At 64.2% G+C, this 19,815-nt stretch carries 21 protein-coding genes; 4 read left to right on the top strand and 17 right to left on the bottom strand.

Annotation, left to right across the window (positions count from 1 at the left end; all coding sequences use genetic code 11):
• Nucleotides 1-13 precede the first annotated feature (13 nt).
• Nucleotides 14-805 (bottom strand): 3'(2'),5'-bisphosphate nucleotidase CysQ, encoded by a 792-nt coding sequence (cysQ, locus tag HTY61_RS10030; protein ID WP_175276657.1) that lies wholly within the window; start codon nucleotides 803-805, stop codon nucleotides 14-16.
• Nucleotides 806-1,038: 233 nt separating this feature from the next.
• Here cysQ and galU point away from each other — a divergent pair, with 233 nt between their 5' ends.
• The 3 genes from galU (at nucleotide 1,039) to dxs (ending at nucleotide 5,466) form a co-directional block, all read left to right on the top strand.
• Nucleotides 1,039-1,911: a UTP--glucose-1-phosphate uridylyltransferase GalU gene (galU, locus tag HTY61_RS10025; RefSeq protein WP_175276656.1), complete on the top strand. Its 873-nt coding sequence runs from the start codon at nucleotides 1,039-1,041 to the stop codon at nucleotides 1,909-1,911.
• Nucleotides 1,912-2,098: 187 nt separating this feature from the next.
• Nucleotides 2,099-3,421 carry an NAD(P)H-dependent oxidoreductase gene (locus HTY61_RS10020; protein ID WP_175276655.1) on the top strand — a complete coding sequence of 441 codons (1,323 nt, stop codon included), beginning with the start codon at nucleotides 2,099-2,101 and terminating at the stop codon, nucleotides 3,419-3,421.
• A gap of 119 nt (nucleotides 3,422-3,540) precedes the next feature.
• Nucleotides 3,541-5,466, top strand: coding sequence for a 1-deoxy-D-xylulose-5-phosphate synthase (gene dxs / locus HTY61_RS10015; protein ID WP_246272774.1), 1,926 nt, complete (start codon nucleotides 3,541-3,543; stop codon nucleotides 5,464-5,466).
• Between the two features lie 14 nt (nucleotides 5,467-5,480).
• Here the strand turns inward: dxs and HTY61_RS10010 are convergent, their stop codons facing one another.
• The 3 genes from HTY61_RS10010 to HTY61_RS10000 all read right to left on the bottom strand — a co-directional run bounded on the left by HTY61_RS10010 (nucleotide 5,481) and on the right by HTY61_RS10000 (nucleotide 12,504).
• Nucleotides 5,481-9,233 (bottom strand): translocation/assembly module TamB domain-containing protein, encoded by a 3,753-nt coding sequence (locus HTY61_RS10010; RefSeq protein ID WP_175276654.1) that lies wholly within the window; start codon nucleotides 9,231-9,233, stop codon nucleotides 5,481-5,483.
• A complete protein-coding gene (locus tag HTY61_RS10005) occupies nucleotides 9,233-11,086 on the bottom strand; it encodes an autotransporter assembly complex protein TamA (RefSeq protein ID WP_246272773.1) in 1,854 nt (617 codons plus the stop codon). The genes HTY61_RS10010 and HTY61_RS10005 overlap by 1 nt, the downstream gene beginning before the upstream one ends.
• A 326-nt stretch (nucleotides 11,087-11,412) precedes the next feature.
• The gene (locus HTY61_RS10000; protein WP_175276652.1) at nucleotides 11,413-12,504 is read right to left on the bottom strand and encodes a helix-turn-helix transcriptional regulator; all 1,092 of its coding nucleotides are present in this window, start codon (nucleotides 12,502-12,504) and stop codon (nucleotides 11,413-11,415) included.
• A gap of 269 nt (nucleotides 12,505-12,773) precedes the next feature.
• On the opposite strand from HTY61_RS10000, the gene HTY61_RS09995 reads away from it, so the two are divergent.
• Complete coding sequence (locus HTY61_RS09995) at nucleotides 12,774-13,013, top strand: hypothetical protein (RefSeq protein WP_175276651.1); 240 nt, start codon at nucleotides 12,774-12,776, stop codon at nucleotides 13,011-13,013.
• A 52-nt stretch (nucleotides 13,014-13,065) separates the two neighbouring features.
• On the opposite strand, the gene HTY61_RS09990 is transcribed toward HTY61_RS09995, so the two are convergent.
• The 13 genes from HTY61_RS09990 to HTY61_RS09930 form a co-directional block, all read right to left on the bottom strand.
• A complete protein-coding gene (locus HTY61_RS09990; protein WP_175276650.1) occupies nucleotides 13,066-13,518 on the bottom strand; it encodes a type II toxin-antitoxin system HicB family antitoxin in 453 nt (150 codons plus the stop codon).
• Nucleotides 13,518-13,706 carry a type II toxin-antitoxin system HicA family toxin gene (locus HTY61_RS09985; protein ID WP_175276649.1) on the bottom strand — a complete coding sequence of 63 codons (189 nt, stop codon included), beginning with the start codon at nucleotides 13,704-13,706 and terminating at the stop codon, nucleotides 13,518-13,520. The genes HTY61_RS09990 and HTY61_RS09985 overlap by 1 nt, the downstream gene beginning before the upstream one ends.
• A gap of 397 nt (nucleotides 13,707-14,103) precedes the next feature.
• Nucleotides 14,104-15,231 (bottom strand): tyrosine-type recombinase/integrase, encoded by a 1,128-nt coding sequence (locus tag HTY61_RS09980; protein WP_175276648.1) that lies wholly within the window; start codon nucleotides 15,229-15,231, stop codon nucleotides 14,104-14,106.
• 187 nt (nucleotides 15,232-15,418) lie between these two features.
• Nucleotides 15,419-16,567 (bottom strand): DNA polymerase III subunit beta, encoded by a 1,149-nt coding sequence (gene dnaN, locus HTY61_RS09975; protein WP_175276647.1) that lies wholly within the window; start codon nucleotides 16,565-16,567, stop codon nucleotides 15,419-15,421.
• Nucleotides 16,560-16,766, bottom strand: a complete 207-nt coding sequence (locus tag HTY61_RS09970; protein ID WP_175276646.1) for a hypothetical protein — start codon at nucleotides 16,764-16,766, stop codon at nucleotides 16,560-16,562. Before HTY61_RS09970 ends, dnaN begins: the two co-directional genes overlap by 8 nt.
• A complete protein-coding gene (locus tag HTY61_RS09965; RefSeq protein ID WP_175276645.1) occupies nucleotides 16,763-17,029 on the bottom strand; it encodes a DUF2312 domain-containing protein in 267 nt (88 codons plus the stop codon). Before HTY61_RS09965 ends, HTY61_RS09970 begins: the two co-directional genes overlap by 4 nt.
• Nucleotides 17,026-17,448 carry a hypothetical protein gene (locus tag HTY61_RS09960; RefSeq protein WP_175276644.1) on the bottom strand — a complete coding sequence of 141 codons (423 nt, stop codon included), beginning with the start codon at nucleotides 17,446-17,448 and terminating at the stop codon, nucleotides 17,026-17,028. Before HTY61_RS09960 ends, HTY61_RS09965 begins: the two co-directional genes overlap by 4 nt.
• The gene (locus tag HTY61_RS09955) at nucleotides 17,445-17,693 is read right to left on the bottom strand and encodes a hypothetical protein (RefSeq protein WP_175276643.1); all 249 of its coding nucleotides are present in this window, start codon (nucleotides 17,691-17,693) and stop codon (nucleotides 17,445-17,447) included. The genes HTY61_RS09960 and HTY61_RS09955 overlap by 4 nt, the downstream gene beginning before the upstream one ends.
• A 9-nt stretch (nucleotides 17,694-17,702) precedes the next feature.
• Nucleotides 17,703-18,212 (bottom strand): single-stranded DNA-binding protein, encoded by a 510-nt coding sequence (ssb, locus tag HTY61_RS09950; protein WP_175276642.1) that lies wholly within the window; start codon nucleotides 18,210-18,212, stop codon nucleotides 17,703-17,705.
• On the bottom strand, nucleotides 18,212-18,529 hold the full coding sequence (locus HTY61_RS09945; protein ID WP_175276641.1) for a hypothetical protein: 318 nt from the start codon (nucleotides 18,527-18,529) through the stop codon (nucleotides 18,212-18,214). Before HTY61_RS09945 ends, ssb begins: the two co-directional genes overlap by 1 nt.
• Nucleotides 18,526-19,173 (bottom strand): hypothetical protein, encoded by a 648-nt coding sequence (locus HTY61_RS09940; protein WP_175276640.1) that lies wholly within the window; start codon nucleotides 19,171-19,173, stop codon nucleotides 18,526-18,528. The genes HTY61_RS09945 and HTY61_RS09940 overlap by 4 nt, the downstream gene beginning before the upstream one ends.
• A gap of 2 nt (nucleotides 19,174-19,175) precedes the next feature.
• Nucleotides 19,176-19,379 (bottom strand): hypothetical protein, encoded by a 204-nt coding sequence (locus HTY61_RS09935; RefSeq protein ID WP_175276639.1) that lies wholly within the window; start codon nucleotides 19,377-19,379, stop codon nucleotides 19,176-19,178.
• Complete coding sequence (locus HTY61_RS09930; RefSeq protein ID WP_175276638.1) at nucleotides 19,376-19,681, bottom strand: hypothetical protein; 306 nt, start codon at nucleotides 19,679-19,681, stop codon at nucleotides 19,376-19,378. Before HTY61_RS09930 ends, HTY61_RS09935 begins: the two co-directional genes overlap by 4 nt.
• Nucleotides 19,682-19,815 lie beyond the last annotated feature (134 nt).

Genomic DNA, 19,815 nt, shown 5'->3' with positions numbered 1-19,815 from the left:
CGGCGGGACACACTCAGATGCTCTTTATGGTGACCGGGATGGTGTATCGTGCTGTGGGCGATGCGGCTATGAAATAGGGGTTTCTGAACTTCGGTTTGCCGTAGCTAAGCGGCGAGCCGTCGCATGTCAAAACCCGGCCGCCGGCAGCTGACAGAACGGCGTGTCCGGCGGCAGTATCCCATTCCATCGTCGGTCCGAAACGGGGATAAATGTCCGCTTCTCCGGCGGCTACAAGACAAAATTTCAGTGACGATCCCGCATTGACGCAATTGCCGATTTTATTTTCCGAAATGAACAGTTCCGTGTCTTCCGTCATGTGCGAACGGCTCGCGACCGCAGTCAGATTCGCCTCGCAAGCGCGGACCCGGATCTCGCGTGATGTGCCATCCTCGTCGATCTCGTAGGCGCCGCCGCTCGACGTGCCGACGAACATCCTGCCCGCTGCCGGGGCATGAACGATGCCGGCGACGGGATGGCCGTCCTCGATCAGCGCAATGTTGATCGTGAATTCGCCGGTCTTGTTGATGAATTCCTTCGTGCCGTCGATCGGATCCACGAGGAAGAAGCGTCCGCGGCCCGGTTCGATGCTCTGGGTAGCCGCGCGTTCTTCGGTGACGACGGGTATTTCCGGATATCGTTCGGTCAGGGCGGGAAAGAGCAGGTTGTCCACCGCGAGGTCCGCTTCCGTCACCGGGCTGTTGTCTTCCTTGATCGCGACGTCATGTTTGCGCGAATAGATCGCCATGGCCGTGTCGCCGGCCTGGCGCGTTATCTGCATGAGATCCTGGATGGGGAAATCGGTCATTGGGGCACCCGCGGAAGGGAGAATGATGGATGCCGGCGACTATTTAGGCATCGGCGCCACGCGAACAACCCGATGGTTGCCTGTTTCGTAACGTGTCCACCAGTAAAAGGGACCGGCCCGGGCGGGCTTTTCCGTGGAGCTTACGTCTTTCGTCATTTGTTTGTATGTTGCGGCGCGAAAACTCCATGCCGTAAGGTAATCCCGCTCACAACCACAGGAGGCATCCGACCGACATGGCCAAACCCGTTCGCAAAGCCGTAATACCCGTCGCTGGACTGGGAACACGGTTCCTACCGGCAACGAAGGCGCTTCCCAAGGAGATGCTGCCCGTCGTGGACCGGCCCGTTGTGCAATATTGTGTCGACGAAGCATTCGAGGCCGGTATCGAGCATGTCATCTTCGTGACGGGGCGGGGGAAGGTCCTGATCGAGGACCATTTCGACTATCAGTACGAACTGGACGCAACCCTGCGGCAAAGAGGCAAGGACGCTGCAGCAGAGCGGCTTGACAGGGAAACGCCCGGCGCCGGGCAGGTCAGCTTCACCAGGCAACAGAAACCGCTTGGCCTCGGTCACGCTGTCTGGTGCGCTCGCGACATTGTCGGCGACGAGCCGTTCGCGGTCCTGCTCCCGGATATGGTGATGGACGGCAAGCCGGGCTGCCTGAAGCAGATGATGGACGCCTATGACGAGGTCGGCGGCAACATCATCTCGGTCCAGGAGACGACGCCGGAGCTTGCGCACAAATACGGCATCGTTGCTACCGGCCCGGAGAAGGGAAGGGCCTTCGAGATCACCGACATGGTGGAGAAGCCGGCCCCCGGCACGGCACCGTCCAACCTCTACATCAACGGTCGCTACATCCTGCAGCCGGGCATCATGGACCGTCTGGCCAACCAGGCTACCGGCGCCGGCGGCGAGATCCAGTTGACCGATGCGATGCTGGCCATGATGAAGTCGGAGCCCTTCTACGGAATTGCGTTCGACGGACGCACCTATGACTGCGGTTCCAAGTTCGGATTCCTGGAGGCCAACATCATGTTGGCTCTGAAACACGAGGATGTGCGCGACGAGCTCGCGGATCTGATCAAGTCGCTCGATCTGTGAGGATGCGCTAGAATCGCCGCCTCAGGATCATGTGCCTGACGCATTGATGTGGAAGACCACAGGCATTGCCGGGAAGGGCGACGCGGATGCGCCTCGCATGCATCCGCGGTTGCTTTCCCGGCGTCTTTGGTGAAGAAGGGGGCGGAATCGCGGGCGGAATTGTCCCGCGCCTGAACTCTGGAATTCGATGCCGATACCGCCCCCCAATGTTGCCCTGACCGGCCTTGCCGCGGAACTGCAAGAGCGCGCCTTGTCGGACAAGCCGATCCGTATCGGACTTGTCGGCACGGGCGAGATGGGCACCGACATCTTCACGCAGGTGGCGCAGATGAAGGGCATCTGCGTTGGCGCCGTTGTGGAACGCACGCCCGGCAGGGCGGCTCTGGGCGCGGAACTGGCCTATGGCGAAAAGGGCCATACCTGCGAAGTATCCACCCACGACCAGATGTCCGCCGCGATGGAAGCCGGCAAGATCGCCGTTACGCAGGACATGGATCTCGCGCTCTCGCACGGCATGATTGACGTTGTCATCGACGCCACGGGCGTGCCCGAGGCGGGGGCGGATATCGGCATGCGGACGATCCGCCACGGCAAGCATCTCATCATGATGAATGTCGAATGCGATGTCTGCATCGGCCCGTACTTGAAGCACGAGGCCGACAAGGCCGGCGTGATCTACACGCTCGGCGCCGGGGACGAGCCGTCGTCATGCATGGAACTTATCGAGTTCGTCACCGCCATGGGCCATTCGGTGGTCTGTGCCGGCAAGGGTAAGAACAACCCCCTGAACTTCGACGCGGTCCCCGACGACTATCAGGAGGAAGCCGACCGGCGGAACATGAATGTCCGGATGCTGGTCGAGTTCGTCGACGGTTCCAAGACGATGGTCGAGATGGCGGCGATCGCAAACGCCACGGGGCTGGTTCCGGACGTGCCGGGCATGCACGGACCGCGCGCGACCGTTGACCAGCTTTCCTCGGTACTGATTCCGCGGGAGGATGGCGGCGTTCTTTCGAAGCCCGGCTGCGTGGACTACTCCATCGGCAAGGGCGTCTCTCCCGGCGTGTTCGTCATCGTGAAGGCGGAGCATCCGCGGATCCACGAACGCATGGCCGATCTCAAGATGGGCGAGGGACCCTACTTCACCTTTCACCGTCCCTACCACCTGACCTCGCTCGAAGTGCCGCTGACGGCGGCGCGGGTCGTCCTGCACGGCAGGCGAGACATGGTGCCCCTGCCGCGCCGCGTGGCCGAGGTTTGCGCGGTCGCCAAGCGCGATATTGCCGCGGGCGAGACGCTCGACGCGGTCGGTCAGTACTGCTATCGCTCCTGGACGCTCACCGCAGAGGATGCGAAGCGCAGCGGTGCCATTCCCTGCGGGCTTCTAGAGAACGGCACCGCGCTGAAACCGATAGCCAAGGGCGAATTGCTCACCTGGGAAAATGCGAAGCCGAAAGAGGGATCCCTGATTGCCGAATTGCGCGCGCGCCAGGATGCCTTGTTCGCCTGATGGGCAATCACGAGTTGAAATGGGCCTTTCTGCCGCCAAGTTTCACTGCAAGTTGCCTGGCTCGCTTGTCGTCGGGGCACCATATCGGCTAAGGCTGAGCGTCAACACGGACTGATGAATTGAGTACTTCTCCGCTGCATACGCCCATTCTCGACGGCATCACCGATGTCGCGCGCCTGCGCGATCTCGAAGAGAGGCTGCTGCCGGACCTTGCGCAAGAGGTGCGTTCGGAGATGATCGATGCCGTGTCGCGCACGGGCGGCCATCTCGGTGCCGGCCTCGGCGTCGTCGAGCTGACCATCGCGATCCATTACGTGTTCCAGACGCCGCATGATCGCCTGATCTGGGATGTTGGCCACCAGTGCTATCCCCACAAGATACTGACCGGGCGCCGCGACCGTATTCGCACCTTGCGCCAGGAAGGGGGGCTTTCGGGGTTCACCAAGCGCACGGAAAGCGAGTTCGATCCCTTCGGCGCGGCCCATTCGTCGACATCCATTTCCGCCGGTCTCGGAATGGTCGAGGCCGCGCGCCTGCAGGACATTCCGCGCCACGTGATTTCCGTCATCGGGGACGGCGCCATGTCGGCGGGCATGGCCTACGAGGCCATGAACAATGCCGGCTCGCTGAATGCGCGCCAGATCGTCATCCTGAACGACAACGACATGTCCATCGCGCCGCCCACCGGCGCAATGAGCGCCTATCTGGCGCGGCTCGCTTCGGGCTCCACCTATATGGGAATCCGCGATCTTGGAAAGCGGCTGACCGCCTATCTCGGGCGCCGCATGGACCGCGCGATCACCCGTGCAGTCGAGCACGCCCGCGGCTATGTCACCGGCGGCACCTTGTTCGAGGAACTCGGTTTCTACCATATCGGCCCGATCGACGGCCATGACCTGCCGACATTGCTGGCGGTCCTGCGCAACGTGCGCGACAACATGTCCGGTCCGGTGCTGATCCACTGTGTCACGCAGAAGGGCAAGGGCTATGCGCCGGCCGAGCAGGCCGCGGACAAGTACCACGGCGTCAGCCGCTTCGATGTCATCACCGGCGCCCAGGCAAAGCCGAAGCCCAACGCTCCGAGCTACACCAAGGTGTTCGGAGAGTCGCTCGTGCAGGAAGGCCGCGAGGACGATCGGATCGTCGCGATCACGGCGGCCATGCCGTCGGGTACCGGCGTCGACATCTTCGAGAAGGAGTTCCCCGACCGCACCTATGACGTCGGCATAGCCGAGCAGCATGCCGTGACGTTTGCCGCCGGGATGGCGGCGGACGGCATGAAGCCGTATGCGGCGATCTATTCGACCTTCCTGCAGCGCGCCTACGACCAGGTGGTCCACGACGTGGCGATCCAGAAGCTGCCCGTGCGCTTTCCGATCGACCGTGCCGGTTTCGTGGGAGCGGACGGCGCGACCCATGCGGGTTCGTTCGATGTTGCGTTTCTCGCCTGTCTTCCCGGCTTTGTCGTCATGGCGGCGGCCGACGAGGCGGAACTGAAACACATGGTGCGGACCTCGGCGGCTTACGACGAGGGCCCGATAGCGTTTCGCTATCCTCGCGGCGAGGGTGTCGGCGTGGAACTGCCGGAGCGGGGAGAGGTGCTTGAAATCGGCAAGGGACGCGTATTGCGGGAGGGAAGCAAGATCGCGATCCTTTCGCTGGGCACGCGGCTGAAGGAAGCCCTGCTGGCGGCGGAGGAGCTGGAAAGCTATGGCCTGCCCGCGACCGTGGCCGATGCGCGTTTCGCCAAGCCGCTCGACCGGGAACTGGTCTCGCGCCTGGCCCGTGAGCACGAGGTGCTGATTACTGTCGAGGAGGGGTCCGTCGGCGGTTTCGGCAGTCATGTCCTGCAGTACCTTGCGGAGAACGGCTTGCTCGACGGCGGCCTGAAGGTTCGCCCGCTGGTCATGCCCGATGCCTTCGTGGATCAGGCGAAGCCGGAACGCATGTACGAGCTCGCCGGTCTCGACAGGGCGGGCATCGTGCGAGCGGCCTTGTTGGCGCTTGGCCTGGACGCGGCAAAGCCGGTCGATCTGCGCGCCTGACCGGTTCCGCCGGGCTAGTAGTCCTTCTCGAAGAATATGCCGAGCTTGGAGTCGCCCTCCGTGTCGACGGTACCCCTTGCCGTCAGGCTGTCCGTGATGTCGAGATTGATCGACGCCTCGCCGCCGCTTTGGCCCGCCTCGACATCGAGATAGACATTGTCCTGGACATACTTGCCGGCGCGTACCCCGATATTGCCATCCTTGTCCTGGGTGATGTCGAGATCGTCGACTCCGATACCCTGCCGGATCCTCTCGGACAGTCCGGCGCCGCTTCCGCCGCTGGCAAGAGACGCGGCCGCGGTGGCGAGGTTGGCGATCTGCAGGGGCGACAGGCTGGAAATGCTCTTTCCGAACAGGACACGGGCGAGAATCTCGTCTTCCGGCAGTTCGGGGGACGAGGAGAGGTCCAGCGACAGGTCCGATGCCCTTCCGGACAGGCCGACATAGGCCAGGATACCATCGCCGCTCGTCTGCGCTTCCAGGTTGAGCATGGGGTCGAGCGAGCCGGTCAGGGTTATGCTGCCCTCGGTGAGCTGAAGTCTCTTGCTCAATATCGAAAGACGCCCGCGGATGAGGTTGAAGGCGCCGACCGGCTGTGGATTGTCGAGTGGTCCGGACACGCGCACGCGCCCTCCAAGCTCGGCATCGATTCCGCGCCCGCGAACGAATATCCGGTTGGGCGAGTTCACGACGATGTTCAGGCGTACCGGTGCCTGGACGGTGGTGTCGCCGGTCTTCGGCAGCACGGCGGCGATGCGGTCGAGGGTCCGCAGGGTGCCGGAATCCGGCGCGACATGACGAACGGGAAGAAGGTCGACCTCGCTGCCGATCGTTTCGGGTACGGTGATTTCCGTACCGAGAAGATCGATCTGGCCGGAGAGAAGTGGTCCTGCCGTCAGCGGTCCGGAAAGCGCCAGCTTCCCGGACAGCGTCGTGCGGATGGTCTCACCGTCCGAATAGGTGGCGTTCGAAAGTGCAATATCGAGATCGGCGGGCAGCGTACCGGCAAGACCGATCGTCCCGCTGACCGATAGGCTCCCGCCGCCGACCCGGCCCGTCAGGCGGGTGATGGAGATTGTATTGCCGCGCAGTCCCGCCAGTCCGGTGATGTCCGTAATCTTGAGGTTTGCCTGCGGATCGGTTGCGCTTGCGCCCGAGAGCGAAAACAGGCCGTCTGCGCTTGGCGAGGCAAGTGATCCGCCGAGGGTGGCATCGGCGCGAATGGTGCCGGTGAGTTGGGTGCCGCGTTCGGCGAGGAACCGTTCGGCGAGGCCGAGCGGTGCGCTGCCGGCAATGCGAAGCGACAGTCCGGGACCGGAGAGCGGAATGGTCCCGGAACCGCTGAAGTCGAGGTTCTGCGCGTTCCGTGCGGAGAACTGCGACAGGCGAACGGTATTGCCCTGGTAGCTCCCGGTTGCCGAGACAGAGACGGGAGCGATCGCATTGGCGCGCAGCGCGGCGGCCGTCAGCTCCGATCCCCGAACATCGAATGAAACATTGGGACTGTCCGACGGTCCCGTGATCGTGGCGGTGCCGTTGAGCGCTCCCGATGCGTCGGAAAGTGCCAGCGCGGCCACCGTCGAGATGTCCGGAGCGGCAATGCTGAATTGGCCGTTCGTCTTTCCCTCCGCGATCGAGAGTTCGCCCGTGAGAGTCGCCGATCCGACCCGGGCGGAAAGGTCCTTCAGGGACAGGGTGTCCGTGCTACGTGCGAGAATCGCCGAAATGTCTATGGCATCGCCGCCGACCAGCCCATCGCCGGCAAGGGTTCCGGCAAGCGTTTCCTCCTCGATCTGGCCATCGAAGGAGAGTTCCGCGCTCGGCACGGCGCGGCCGGAAAGTCGCGCGTCCGTGAGCGTCAGTTGCGAGACCAGGTCATATGGCGTCGCACGCCGGGAACCGTCCGGCTTGTCGAGCGAGGCGTCGAATGTCAGTCGGCCGGCGGCATCGTCGATCACGGCCGCGAGTTCGGGAATTTCCCCGTACACGCGCAAGGCGGCGCTCCGGGTCGCGTAGGTTCCGTCTACGCGCAGGTTCATCTGGTCGTTTGCAAGGTTCAGGTCGCTGAAGCGCAACCCGTCGGCGGAGCGGGAGGCGCCGCCGGTAAGTTTCGTGTCTCCGGCAAGCAGGCGGTCAGCCGAATCCTGGCCGATGCGGGCGCCGCTCAGCGTGCCGTCGAAGGTCAGGTCGAACGCGCCGCCGGCAATTGCGATACTGCCATTTGCGGCGAGGGCAGCTTGGCCCGCAAGCGTGCGCCCGGCAATCAGCGAGAAGGCGTTCAGGTCCTGTGCCTCGACCTGTGACGTGCCCTTGAAGACGAGGTTCTCGATCAGTCCGCGCGCTGTCAACCGCATTGTGTCGCCGGTGATGGCAGCATTCTCGATGCGCAGGGGATTGTCGGTCGACCAGTTTCCTTCGGCGGAAACGTCGAGCTGATTGCCGACGGCGCCCGCGACCGCCGGATCGTCCGCGCGGAAGCCGCGTGCTTCGGCGTCAATCCCGAAAGTGAGCGCCCTGTCGGCTGGCGCGTCCAGTCCGGCAATGTCCCCGTCACCCGCGATGAGGACCTCTTCGATGGTCCCTCCGGGGAATGCGATGTCGCTCACAGCGCCGTCGAGTTTCCAGCTGTTGGGGCTGTCCGTCCCGTAGCGCAGCGTGATCGCACCGTTCCCTACGGTGACCGGATCGCCGGACAGCGGTAGCCTGACCGGCGCGGCGTCCGCGCTGCGAAGCGTGATGTCGGCGGACAGTTCGCGGGGAAAGCCGCCGGCGAGAATGGAGCCTGAAGCATTGATGTCCAGCGCACCGCTGTCGAGTGCGAGCCGTCGGATCTCGAAGCCGTTCTCCGCGTGCATCACCACATCGGCGGTCAGCGCGGTTTCGGGGCCGAAGAAGGCCCGGTGTTCTTCCGGAAGAATGCGCGAAATCGGTCCCGAGAGGTCGAACCTCAAGAGCCGCTCCGAAGAGCCGTTGGCGCCGGTCACGACCAGTTCGCCGTCGGCGGTCCGTTCTCCGCCCACGTCGAATGTCAGCGCGGCATTGAAACGCTCCAGTTCTCCCGAGCCTTCGACGGTCAGCGCCACGTCCGGGCGATCCGGGATGTTGAGAAGGTTGGCGACGACGCCATCCGCCGGTTCTTCCAGCGAAAGCGCGATGTCGAGTTGCGTCGAACCCGCCTCGTACGCGGCCTCCAGTGACAGCCGTCCGCCGGGGCCGTCGAGACGCTCGATATCCAGAATCGTGTCGAGCGATCCGCCTTCCAGCGACAAACGCCCGGCCAGCGACAGGACGGAGGCAAGGCCGAAAACCGGTTCGCCGAAGCGCGCTTCCGGCACCGTCAGTTCCCCGATCGTCACGGAAACGGGAAGTTCCGGGAACTGGAGGCCGGCCGATTCCGGTGCGGGCGCGCTATCGTCCGGCCGCGGCATGCGCGGCCAGTCAATGCGTTCCGCGGTCAGGCTCTCGATGTTCAGTCGTCCCCGGAGCAGGGCGCTGCGCGTCCACTGCAGGCGCGGATTGACGATGGTCAGCCAGACCCCGTCTTCGTCTGCAATCGTGATGCTTTCGAAGCGGACATCCGAAGAGAGCGTCCCCCGTATCCCGTTCAGCCGGATCTGCCGGTTCGGGGCGGACAGTTGCTCTTCCACGTAGAGGATGAGCCGGGATTTCTCCGCCTCGTCGGAATCTTGCGGGCGTGCGGGCGCCGCTGCCCAGGCTAGCAGTGCCAGCGGCAGTAAGATGAGGAGGAGTCTGCGCGCGATGGTCATCAGAAGGCCTGTCCGATCCCCGCATAGATGCCGAAAGCCGGATCTCCGCTCTGTCGGTTGAGCGGTACGGCCGCGTCCAGTCGCAACGGTCCGAGGCCGGTATTGTATCGCAATCCGATTCCCGCGCCGATGCGTATGTCACCGGAGAAGTCGGGAATCGAGCCGTTGTTGACATGGCCGATATCGGCGAAGCCGACGATGCCGATCGTGTCGGTTATGTCCTGGCGGATCTCCGCCGAGGCTTCGAGCAGCGATCGTCCGCCGGAGGTGCCGCCGGATACATCGACCCCGATGCCGCGATAGGCATAGCCGCGCACCGAAGTGCCGCCACCGGCCAGGAACAGTTCGTCCTGCGGTATCTGGGAAAGGGAGGCCCCGAATATGGTCCCGGCCTTGAGCCGTGCCGCGAGCACGGTCCGCTCTTCCGCGCCGAGTGCGTGGTAGGCTCGCAGTTCGGCTTCCAGCTTGCCGACCGCGTTGCCGAATTCCCATTCGTAGAACGGCTTTCCTGTGAAGCGCGCATGGAACCCGCTGGTCGGGTCGAGCTTGCTGTCGCGTGTGTCGTATTCGATGCCTGCCTCGAGACCGGCGACACCGAAGCGGCGCACACCGAACACGTCGTCATACTCGCCATAGGTGACGAAGGTGCCGATCCGTCCGGTCAGTTCGTCGGAGAAGAAATGGTTGGCGTAGACGGAAGTCGAACCGCGGTTCTTGCTGTAGAGGTCGAGCACCTCGCGTTCGAAGAAACCGCCGATGACAATGTCGGTATCGGGCGTGAAGCGGCCGGGAAGGGTGAGCTCGCTGCCGAGAAAATAGTCGAACTCGTCAAAGCTCGCCGTCGATCCGATGCCCGATATCCGGCCGTCGAAACGCAGCCGCTCGGCGCGCCCGAACAGGTTGCGGTGCAGCCAGAACCCTTCCAGCCCGGCACCGTCGACGGTGGACACGGTCGCGCCCATGCCGATGCGGCGCAGCTTGGACTCCCGCACCGTGAGCGTGAAGGGCAGCGCGCCGTCCGGGCCGATCCTGTCGGCCTCCTTCAGGGAAACCGAGCTGAACACGCCGAGGCGCTGCAGCCGCTGTTCGGCCCGCTTCAGATCGTCCGGATCGTATTCCGCTCCCGCGGCGAGTCCGGTCTGGCGCGCGACGAAGCTCGGACGCATGCGCTCCGTGCCTTTGACCGTGACCGGGCCGTAGCTGGCGCGCTCGCCGGGTTCGATTTCGAGCGTCACGTTGAGTTCGCCGGCATTGTGGTCGGCGGTAACCTTCCGGCTCGCGACGCGAGCTTTCGCATAGCCCTGCTGGCGCCATGCGTCGGTGGCGAGCCGCCCGGCCTTGTTCACCGCCGTCGCACGGGCTGGCGCGCCGGTGAGAAAGCCTTCCCCGGCAGGGTCGGCGACGCGGTCGCGGCGTGTCGTCGCCACGGGTGCGCGGTTGACGATCTCGGTACGCCCGAAGCGGAAGGGCGGGCCGGCCCGTACCGTGATCGTCAGCTGCGCGGAATCCGGCAATTCGGTTCCGGCGGGAAGGTCGGCGATCTCGCGGCCGTTCCACGAGATCGAGATCTCGGCGTCGTAGCGCGCCTCGATGTAGAGGGCGGCCAGGATGCGCCGGTAATCGGCCTTGGCGCGTGTCAGCAGCCCGGCCGATCCAGCGGCCGGCTTGTCGCGTTCCTGCCAGACGAGGGAGGCGTTGCGCACGGCCTTTTCCAGTTCGGGGTCGGGACTGCCGTCCGTCAGCACTTCCAGCGTGGCAGTGTAGGGTTTCGGGGCGATCAGGCCCTGGTCGTCGTCTTGCCGGCATGTGCCGAAGAGGCATATGCCCAGGAGTTCGAACGCGGCGGATGGCATCGGAGCGAGGGCGCATCCGGCGGCAATGGCAGCCGCGAGGCGCGCGCGCGGGATTGCGCTGCGCAACCGGGAGCAGGCTCCCATCAAATAGTTCAAAACTCTCGAAACCGCCAAAACGCTGCCTGCTACCCGCTGTACCCGAACAAAACATTCTTCCCGGCGAAATTCGTCAAGAAGCTGGCGCGCACGGCCGCTTTCGGCGATTTCGGTGGCCCGGACCATCCCTGCGGGCGGAAGTCTGGCGCAAAACGGTTAACACGAGATTCGATTCGTTTACCACAACGGCGTGGTTCGGGCCGCCGTTGCGGGGATCGGCGGGGCGCGGTTCAGTCCAGCAGACCCGCCCGGATCGCCTTGGCAACCGCATGGGCGCGGTTCGTCGCGCCGAGCTTGTGGCACGCGGCGCTCAGGTAGTGATTGACCGTGTGTTCGGAGAGCTTGAGGATCGCGGCGATTTCCTGGCTGGTCTTGCCGCTGGATGTCCATTGCAGGCATTCGCGTTCGCGCGCGCTCAACAGGTTTTCCAGCCCCGATCCCGTGTCCCCGATTTCGGCGATCTGCGCGTACACCAGGTTGGCATAGTAGCTGATCTCCATCAGTTCGGCTTCCGACGGCGTTTCGCGATTGCCGGACAGGCTCACGATACCGCGCTGGCCCGATGCCTGCTGGACCGGGATCGTGACGCTCATTTTGATCCCGAAGCGACCGAACAGATCCACGTAGTCGTTGTCGGAAAGAACTGGCGATTGCGGGTCGCTTTCGCCTGCTCTCCATATGTACGGCCGGGTGCTCTTCCGCGACGCGTGGATCACCGGGCATTTCGCAAGAAGTCCGTTTTCGTCAAAGGCCGCTACCATCTCGGACGGCCAGTTGCTCACGATGGAGATCGCGGTGATCTTGCTTTCACCCGGTTCCGGAAGGCGTGCGATCAGGAAGTGCCCGAAACGATGGGCTTGGACCAACTCCCGCACCAGACGAAGTATGTCGTAGTTGGTTTTGCACTCGGAGATGCGATCCGCGAAATTCGATAGGGGAAGCTCGCGGGCGGGGGCTGCATTTTGCGCCATAGGTTGATTTTCCGACTTTGTTTCGCGCTGTGGCAATTTGATTACGAAACCGTGCTGAGTTGAATTGCAAAAGGTTGCCCCGCGCTTTGGGCGTAACTGCACACCGGCCTTGCCGGTAACGGTACGCTCACGCGCGGAAATGAAACGCGAAGTTGTAGGAAATACAGCATAACGGCTAATGGGGCGGCTAAGAGTATAATGTGTCAAATTCAAGGCTAGCATTCGCTCCGGAATGCATTCCGCGACGTATTTGCCCGCGCGCATTGGTGTTTGATTTTCGGAAAAGGTGAGCGTCGGTTTATTACGGCATGAATACAGCACGACTTCCGCAGCCGGAGTGTCGTTGCACATTGCGGGTGATGCTGCTGCGAATGCGAAACCGTGGTTCGGACTTAAGCTGTGAACAACCTGCGGGCGGCGGATATCCGCCGTCGGCTTTCGACGTCTTCATGCATTCGCGGGAAATTGGTCGGAGTGGCAGGATTTGAACCTGCGACCCCCTCGTCCCGAACAACCGACGCTGCCGGGAATGCGGGCGCGATTTGCCGTATTCTGCTGGTTTGTTCCGTATCTGTTCACGGAAAGCCGAGCTCTTACTGTGGGGTATCTGTGGGGAGGTCATGGTCGAAACGATAACTATCCCGCGTGACGCATATGAATTCGATTGCACCCGTTATCCGGAGATGGAGAGGCTTGCAATCGAATTCAGCCGGGAGATCGCGGGCCCGAAGGGAGGCAGACCTTCCCTTCCGGATCCCATCCGGATTCTCGAGATGGCGCATGCCATGCTGAAAGCGGCCGTCGAACCCCCGCCGGCAACGATCGATGGCGAAGTCGTCGAGGATGGAAATGCGGTTTGAACGCTGAGGACCATAATCCTGACGTCGGGAAAATGGCCCCCTGATGCCTGTCCTACGCCGCTGCGGGGTAGCCTATATCGAAGGATAGTGGATGCCCGATAGCTGCAAACGCCTCTTCCAGCTGATCCAGTTGAGACTTGTGGTCCAAAATGAACAGCCGGTCGACAGAGTTGCGATGCCGCCCCAGCCGTCGGGCCAATTCCGCGCGTGTTATGCCCTGTTCGCGGCAAAGCATGTAGAGGCATGCCTTGAGAAAGATCAGTGCCGACAGCCCGACGTAACGGCCTTTTCCGTTTGTTTCCGTGAGCGGTGGCGGAACGTCTTCTCCGTCCGCCATGCGGGCGGCAATAGCCTCTTCGATCGCCTTCAGGCCGTTTCGGCATGCCTCTTCTTGGGTGTCGCCGTAAGTCGTCACTTCCGGGAAATCCGGGGCGGTGACAAGCCAGGTACAAGTGCCGTCCTCCAACTCATCCATTGAGAGGGTTACTTCATACCAGTAGGCCATCACTTGATCTCCAGATCTTTCAGGATTTTTGCTACGAGCCCCTTCGGAAGCTCTTTGTTGCTGCCATGGTTCGGCATAATTGTTTTTCTTTTGCCGCGCCTGACAGTCTGATGTCCGCTGCCTCCGCGATGGTTTTCGAACTTGCATCCATGCTTTTTCAAAAGCCGCTTGAGTTCGGCTGAATTCATAGATAGCGCCTGTTACAGAGGTGTGGAAGTCAACAGATGTGTAACATCAAAATCCTTAACGTCAAGAAAACGGGATCATTCCGTGTTCCTGCGTGTTCGAAGGTATGTCTCCAAGTTCGCGCGCGCAAGCTTCTCGGGGGGGCGATCGAGCGTGGCTGGCCGGTTTGAATCTGGCAGTCTTTGCACTGGTTGAGGCTTTCGTCGCGATCCCCGAGCGTGACGGCCCGCATCTGGTCCGAATGCCGGCCGCCACGCGTTGGCGTAGGGGGATGCCAACGGCGGCGCATCTATTATGAGTCGCCGGCTTTCGCCAGCCCCCGCGAAACATAAAATTTCTCACCGCGCCTGGACGGCAAGGTCGGGACTAGCTTCGCATGTGGATGCGCCGGAACACGGGCTATGCCGCGCCTTCTGTCCGATTGGCCGGATTGCGGCCGATCGCGTCCGCTGCGCGGCGGAGATAGTCGGGGTGGTGATGGCCGTAGTTGCGCTCCAGCGTCTCGACGGTCATGCCAAGATAGCCGGCGGCCTCCCACATGTCGACGCCGGCCTGCATCAGCCATGTCGCCGCCGTGTGCCGCAGGACGTGCGGTGTCACGTCCGGCCCGAGGCCTGCCTCGGCGCGTGCCGAGCGAAAGGACTTCGACACGCGGCAGACCGGCCGTCCGCGCCATTCGACGACCCATGTCGCCTCCGGATCGATCCTGCGCCAGCGCCGCATGTGGGCCAGCAACCGGGCGGGCAGGGGGACGGGTGGCGCGCGCTTGCGGGTTTCGCGCTTCGCCGGCGGCTTGCGGTAATACAGGCCGGCCTCGAGATCGATCCATCCGGCGTCGTCGCGGCGCTCCCATGCCGCGGAGCAGACATTGCCGGCGCGCGAACCGGTATAGAGTGCGACCAGGATGAAGCGCGCCAAATGCTTTCCGTCTCGGCGCCGCGTTTCCTCTCCCATCCATTTCTGCCGGCTGTTCCAGGCGGCGCGCAACAGCGCCGCGGCCTCGGCGCGCGTCAGCCATCGCTCGCGTCGCGGCGGCTTCTGCGGCAGCTGTATCGCCGGGACGGCATCGACCATCCCCTCGCGCCTGCCCCAGTTCATGGCCGCGCGCAGATCCTCAAGCTCCCGGCGTCCGGCGACCGCGGGCCGGGATGCGGCGTAGTCCCGGCAAGCCTTCCCGGCGATCTCTCCCGGTTTCATCTGTCCGAAATGCGTGAGCAGCCGAATCGCCCTGGCCGCCGTTTCCCTCGGCCGGGACTGGCCGGCCGCCGTGGCGCGCAGCCATGCGTTGATGATGTCGGCGACGAGTATCTCTTCCTTCGGCCCCGCGTCCGCCAGCGGGTCGTGCTTGCGCGTCAGGTAATCGGCAAGCCATCTTTCAGCGCCCGCGCGGTCATCAGGGCCGCATCCAGTCGACAGGAGGCGGTTGCCGTCGCGGACGAACCATCCGGCCGCGGACCTGAGCGTTCCGTCGGCCTTGCGGCTTTCGGGCCGGAAGTACAGGCGGGCGCCTTTCTGAGGCCTTGGCATCTTGCGAGCATCTCCTGGATCGCGCGCAAGGTGCAATATTCCTTGCCGGCAATCAATGCCGTCTCGAGCCGCCCGGCGTCGCGCTCCCGGCGCAGGCCGGAGACCGTCATCCCGCCGTCCGGGAAGGCGATCTCGGCCGCGCGCTTCAGCCGTAGCGGCGTATCCATGTCGATACCGGGCGGGAGGATCATGACGGGATCCTCATCGGCATGACGACGGAGAGAAGGCTGAAGCCGTCCGGCTGGCGTTCCGGCTCGAACAGGACCGGCGACAATGCATCCCGCAGCGATATCGACGTCTTGTCGCAATCCAGCGCGTCCACCGTGCCGGCCAGGTAGTCGACATTGACACCGAGCGAGATCGGTTCGCCGTCGAGGTCGGCCTGGACGTCCTCCGCCGCCTCGCCATTGTCCATGTCGCGCAGGTTGAGCGTCATGGCGCCGTCGGCGATATCGATCCTGATCGCCTTCTCCCGCTTGTCGGAGACGGCGGATATCCGCTTGCATGCCTCGACGAGCTGGCGGCTGTCGACGCCGAGACGCTTGTCGTTCCCGGTCGGGATCACGCGGCGATAGTCCGGATACTGGGCCGCGATCAGTTTCGTTTCGATGACGGTGCCATCGGCCGAAAGCCGCCAGCCGTCCGCGCTGGCGGCGACGGACACGGGGTCGTCGCCGGCCTTGTCGGCAAGCTGGCGCAGCAGGCGGCATGCCTTGGACGGAACGATGGCGGCGGGGAAGGGGCCGTAGTCCTCGAAGCTTTCCGCAGGGATGACGATGCGTGCGAGCGTCTTGCCGTTGGTTGCGACCGCGACCAGCGATGGCTCGCTGTCCTCGCCGCCGTGGTGGAAATGGATGCCGTTGAGGTAGTATCGCGTTTCCTCATCCCCGATGGAGAACAGGCAGGCGTCCACCGCGCGGGCGAGCAGGCGGCCCGGCATTTTCCACTCGATGTCGTATTGCGGCGGCGAGGTTTCCGGGAAATCCGAAGCGGGCAGGCTGTGCAGCCTGAAGCGCGAGCGCCCTGCGGTGATCGTCGCATCGGCATCCTGCGCCCTGACGGCGATCTCGGCGGCCTCGGGCAAGCGGTTGACGATGTCGTAGAGGCGCGCAAGCGGCAGGGTTATGCCCTCCCGGGAAGCTTCTCCCGAAACGGTCTCGGCCGTCGCGGTCACGCGGATGTCGAGATCGGTTGCCGTCACGGCAATCCGGCCGTCATCGGCCTGCGCAATCAGCGCGTTCGAAAGTATGGGTATGGTATTGCGCCTCTCGATCGCGGCGCGGACGGCGGCGATGGCCGGGAGAAATTGCGATCGGTGGATGGTGAATTCAGTCATTGGTGTTCCCCGGTGTTTCGGCGATCCATTGGACGGGCGCGGCGGCGCGTTCGCCTGTCGCAGCGGCCGCCAGCATGGCGATGCCGATCGATGCGATCGTCCAGGCAAGCGCCGCGAGAACGGCGCGCGCCGCGCGCTGGCGCCTCCAGCGGGCATGTTCCGCCCGGCAGACGCGCTCCCATTCCCCGGCCGTCGTCACTGGCGTTCCTCGCTGCCGGGTTTCATGCCGAGCTCGTTCATGTAGAGGTCGAGAACGGCCTCCATCTCCATGCGCTCGACGGGATCGACCTTGCGAAGGGCGACGATCTTGCGCATGGCCTTGACGTCGAAGCCGTTGGCGCGCGCCTCCCCGTAGACCTCCTTGATGTCGTCGGCGATCGACGCCTTCTCCTCCTCGAGACGCTCGATCCGCTCGATAAAGGCGCGCAACCGGTCGCGCGCGACGGTGTCCTGTGCTGTCATTGTCGCCTCCTTTCGTCCTGCTCGATGCTGTTGAGGGCCGCGCTGATCAGTTCGCGCTCCGCATCCTCGAGCGCGGCGTACATCCCGCGCCGATCGCCATCGAATTCCGCGATGTCGGCCTTGATGTCTCGAACCCTTTCGACAAGGGGTCTTTGTATCGATACGAATGCCGCATCCGTGGCTTGTGTCGTCTGGAGCCGCAGACGCTCCGCCGACCCGCGCACGCTACCGGGGCATCTGCCCATTCCGCTGAATGTGTCGGGAACGCGCCACACCTTGCCTTGGTAGAGATACTCGATGCAGTCGGCCTCGCCGTCCCACACGTTTGCATGGTACTGCCCGAAAAGGATCGCTCTGGCGACGCGCCATGCGCGGATGATACGGCGGCGCATGTATCTGTCGGGAATGGTAATTCTCATGGCGCCGTCCTTTCCGTTGATGTGTCTGGCTTCGCCTCAGCCTTCCTTGCCGCGAGCAGGCGTTCCGTCGCCTCGAAATCCATCAGTTCCCCGGGAAACATCCGCCGGAGCGTGTCCGATGCCTCTCGACGGTCGCCGGCCACGATGGCCTCGTGCAGCCGGACAAGGTCCGCCGTGTCCGGATATGTGACCAGCTCGTCCATGCTGAACGCCTCGTCGCAATCGGGGCATGTGATGATGGTCATGTCGGCCTCCTAGAACGGGATCTCGTCATCCATTTCGTCGGCAAGGCCGCGGCCCTGTTGCGCCTGCCGGGTTCTCTCCTCCGCCTGGCGACGCAACTCGTCCTCCCCGGACGCGCCGCCGCGGCCATAGGCCGACGCCTGGCTCTCGGCACGGCTCTGCGCGCCGCCGGAGGAATCGAGCAGTTGCAGTTCGCCGCGGAAGCGCTGCAGCACGACCTCGGTCGTGTACCGGTCCTGCCCGGACTGGTCCTGCCACTTGCGGGATTGCAACTGCCCCTCGATGTAGACCCGCGATCCCTTGCGCAGATATTCCTCGGCGACCTTGGCGAGATGCTCGTTGAAGATGACGACGCGATGCCACTCGGTGCGCTCGCGGCGCTCGCCTGTCTGCTTGTCGCGCCAGCTCTCCGAGGTCGCGACGGATATGTTGACGACGGGCTCGCCGGAATTCAGGCGGCGGACATCGGGGTCCGCGCCGAGATTGCCGACGAGGATGACCTTGTTCACGGATCCGGCCATCAGACGTGCTCCTTCTGTTCGGCCGCCGCCGCGGCCTCTGTGGTGATGGGCGCGCGAGCGGAGACCTGCGCCGTCTCGGCCGCACGCCGTGCGGCCAGTTCGGCGTCGATGCATCCGATCTCGAATTCGAGGGCGGAGGCCAGGCGCGCCCGCTGACTGATTTCCTCGTCGCGGGCGAGCTCGATTTCCGCGCGGCTCGCCCCCTTGCCGATCGAGATCGCGATACGTTCGCCGGCGGACACTCTTTCGAGAATCCTCTCCCATCCATTGCGACGATCAGTCAGCTGGGCGTCGGTCAGTTTTTCCAGGTCGCTCACGGTCTCACTCCCAGGTACAGGTCCAGCCGCTGAAGCCATGCCTCCTCCGCCCTGGCGGGGCCCCACGGCTTCAGCGAACCGGTGAATTTGGGGTAGGGGTCCGGCCGCGGGCATGCGGCCGGACCGAAGAGGAAATGCGCCTCGGCCTCGCCCATGCGCTTGTCCATCGCCTTGACGGCTGCCGCCGTATCACGCGGCATGGCTCGCCAGTCGATCCCGGCGGCGCGCCAGATGGCAATGTCGTGGCGCGCCTTGAGAAGACTGATTGCCGTGCCGATGACTGCGCTGTGGCCCTGTTCCGGGCCGAGAAGCTCCGCAGCAGTCGCCTCCAGCGCCCTGACAGCAGGCGTGACGATGTCTCCGATACCGTTGCCCTCGTGGGCATCGTGCAGCAGGAAGGCCCCCGCGGCGAAGCGATCGCCCGTCTCGGCCGCAATGGCATCGGCGCCCATAACGCAGTGCTGCGCGACGGAGAAGGCAGGGCCGTCGTGGCGACCTGCCCAGCGAGCCAGCTTCGAAAGCGATCCTGCGATCGCGGCGAAATCGACATCCTCGGGTCTCGGATTGGCGAGATCGACAAGGCCGCCGTTGCGCGTCCACGAAGGGGCGGCCATGGCTGCGCGTCTTTCCGTAGCGGTATTCATGGTCATACCCCCGCCGCCGCCTTCAGCGCGGCCTCGATCTCGAACAGCCGGGGCAGCGCGACGGCCGCGCATGCGGCGAACCAGACGGCAGCCGCCCCGGCCAGAAGTGCGCGTTCGGTGCGCCCGAGAGGCTGCGGCCGCAGGCTGATGCGCGCCAGTTCGCGCATGTCGGACAGGATTTCCTTTTCCGTGCGGGGGTAGGTCATGCCGCCCTCCTTTCCGCGCGGATGGCCGACGCGTCGCGGCGCCCGGCGGCGACCGCGATGTCGCAGCCGATGTCGATGGCGATCCCGTCGCCGTATCCGGCCTGCGTCAGCGCGGCGATGTCGGCAATGCCCGTCTCGCGTCGGCATTCGCGGATCAGCTCCGCCATGTCCGTGCGGACGATCCTCTCCTCGGCGGGGTGCAGCGCGGCGCGGGCATGAAGCGCGGAGAAGGCCGCGCGGGCCTGCGGGGTTACCCGGCGGGGTGTTCCCGGGGCGGGTGTTCGGGGGGTGCCGGAATGCATGTTGACCTCCATTGGCAAATATCGCCTTTTTCTAGGAAAGGCAGAAATCGCCAATTATGTCAACCCGGTTGTGAATGGTCGCCTTTGGCCTTGCGTCCCCCGCGGAGAATCCGGTTATTTTGTGATGTGAACGG

The sequence above is a fragment of the Oricola thermophila genome, from assembly GCF_013358405.1.
Classification (GTDB): domain Bacteria; phylum Pseudomonadota; class Alphaproteobacteria; order Rhizobiales; family Rhizobiaceae; genus Oricola; species Oricola thermophila.
The sequence above is the reverse complement of the archived record's forward strand: the minus strand, read 5'-3'. Positions and strand labels throughout refer to the sequence as shown.

What these genes read in the sequence shown, in the direction of transcription:
- HTY61_RS09955 (WP_175276643.1), bottom strand. Translation starts at nt 17,693, where the DNA reads ATGACCATCATCACATGCCCCGATTGCGACGAGGCGTTCAGCATGGAC.
- HTY61_RS10020 (WP_175276655.1), top strand. Translation starts at nt 2,099, where the DNA reads ATGCCGATACCGCCCCCCAATGTTGCCCTGACCGGCCTTGCCGCGGAA.
- dnaN (WP_175276647.1), bottom strand. Translation starts at nt 16,567, where the DNA reads ATGACTGAATTCACCATCCACCGATCGCAATTTCTCCCGGCCATCGCC.
- HTY61_RS09980 (WP_175276648.1), bottom strand. Translation starts at nt 15,231, where the DNA reads ATGCCAAGGCCTCAGAAAGGCGCCCGCCTGTACTTCCGGCCCGAAAGC.
- HTY61_RS09930 (WP_175276638.1), bottom strand. Translation starts at nt 19,681, where the DNA reads ATGCATTCCGGCACCCCCCGAACACCCGCCCCGGGAACACCCCGCCGG.
- HTY61_RS09965 (WP_175276645.1), bottom strand. Translation starts at nt 17,029, where the DNA reads ATGACAGCACAGGACACCGTCGCGCGCGACCGGTTGCGCGCCTTTATC.
- HTY61_RS09940 (WP_175276640.1), bottom strand. Translation starts at nt 19,173, where the DNA reads ATGAATACCGCTACGGAAAGACGCGCAGCCATGGCCGCCCCTTCGTGG.
- HTY61_RS09985 (WP_175276649.1), bottom strand. Translation starts at nt 13,706, where the DNA reads ATGAATTCAGCCGAACTCAAGCGGCTTTTGAAAAAGCATGGATGCAAG.
- cysQ (WP_175276657.1), bottom strand. Translation starts at nt 805, where the DNA reads ATGACCGATTTCCCCATCCAGGATCTCATGCAGATAACGCGCCAGGCC.
- HTY61_RS09995 (WP_175276651.1), top strand. Translation starts at nt 12,774, where the DNA reads ATGGTCGAAACGATAACTATCCCGCGTGACGCATATGAATTCGATTGC.
- ssb (WP_175276642.1), bottom strand. Translation starts at nt 18,212, where the DNA reads ATGGCCGGATCCGTGAACAAGGTCATCCTCGTCGGCAATCTCGGCGCG.
- galU (WP_175276656.1), top strand. Translation starts at nt 1,039, where the DNA reads ATGGCCAAACCCGTTCGCAAAGCCGTAATACCCGTCGCTGGACTGGGA.
- HTY61_RS09935 (WP_175276639.1), bottom strand. Translation starts at nt 19,379, where the DNA reads ATGACCTACCCCCGCACGGAAAAGGAAATCCTGTCCGACATGCGCGAA.
- HTY61_RS10010 (WP_175276654.1), bottom strand. Translation starts at nt 9,233, where the DNA reads ATGACCATCGCGCGCAGACTCCTCCTCATCTTACTGCCGCTGGCACTG.
- HTY61_RS09960 (WP_175276644.1), bottom strand. Translation starts at nt 17,448, where the DNA reads ATGAGAATTACCATTCCCGACAGATACATGCGCCGCCGTATCATCCGC.
- HTY61_RS09990 (WP_175276650.1), bottom strand. Translation starts at nt 13,518, where the DNA reads ATGGCCTACTGGTATGAAGTAACCCTCTCAATGGATGAGTTGGAGGAC.
- HTY61_RS10005 (WP_246272773.1), bottom strand. Translation starts at nt 11,086, where the DNA reads ATGCCATCCGCCGCGTTCGAACTCCTGGGCATATGCCTCTTCGGCACA.
- HTY61_RS10000 (WP_175276652.1), bottom strand. Translation starts at nt 12,504, where the DNA reads ATGTGCAACGACACTCCGGCTGCGGAAGTCGTGCTGTATTCATGCCGT.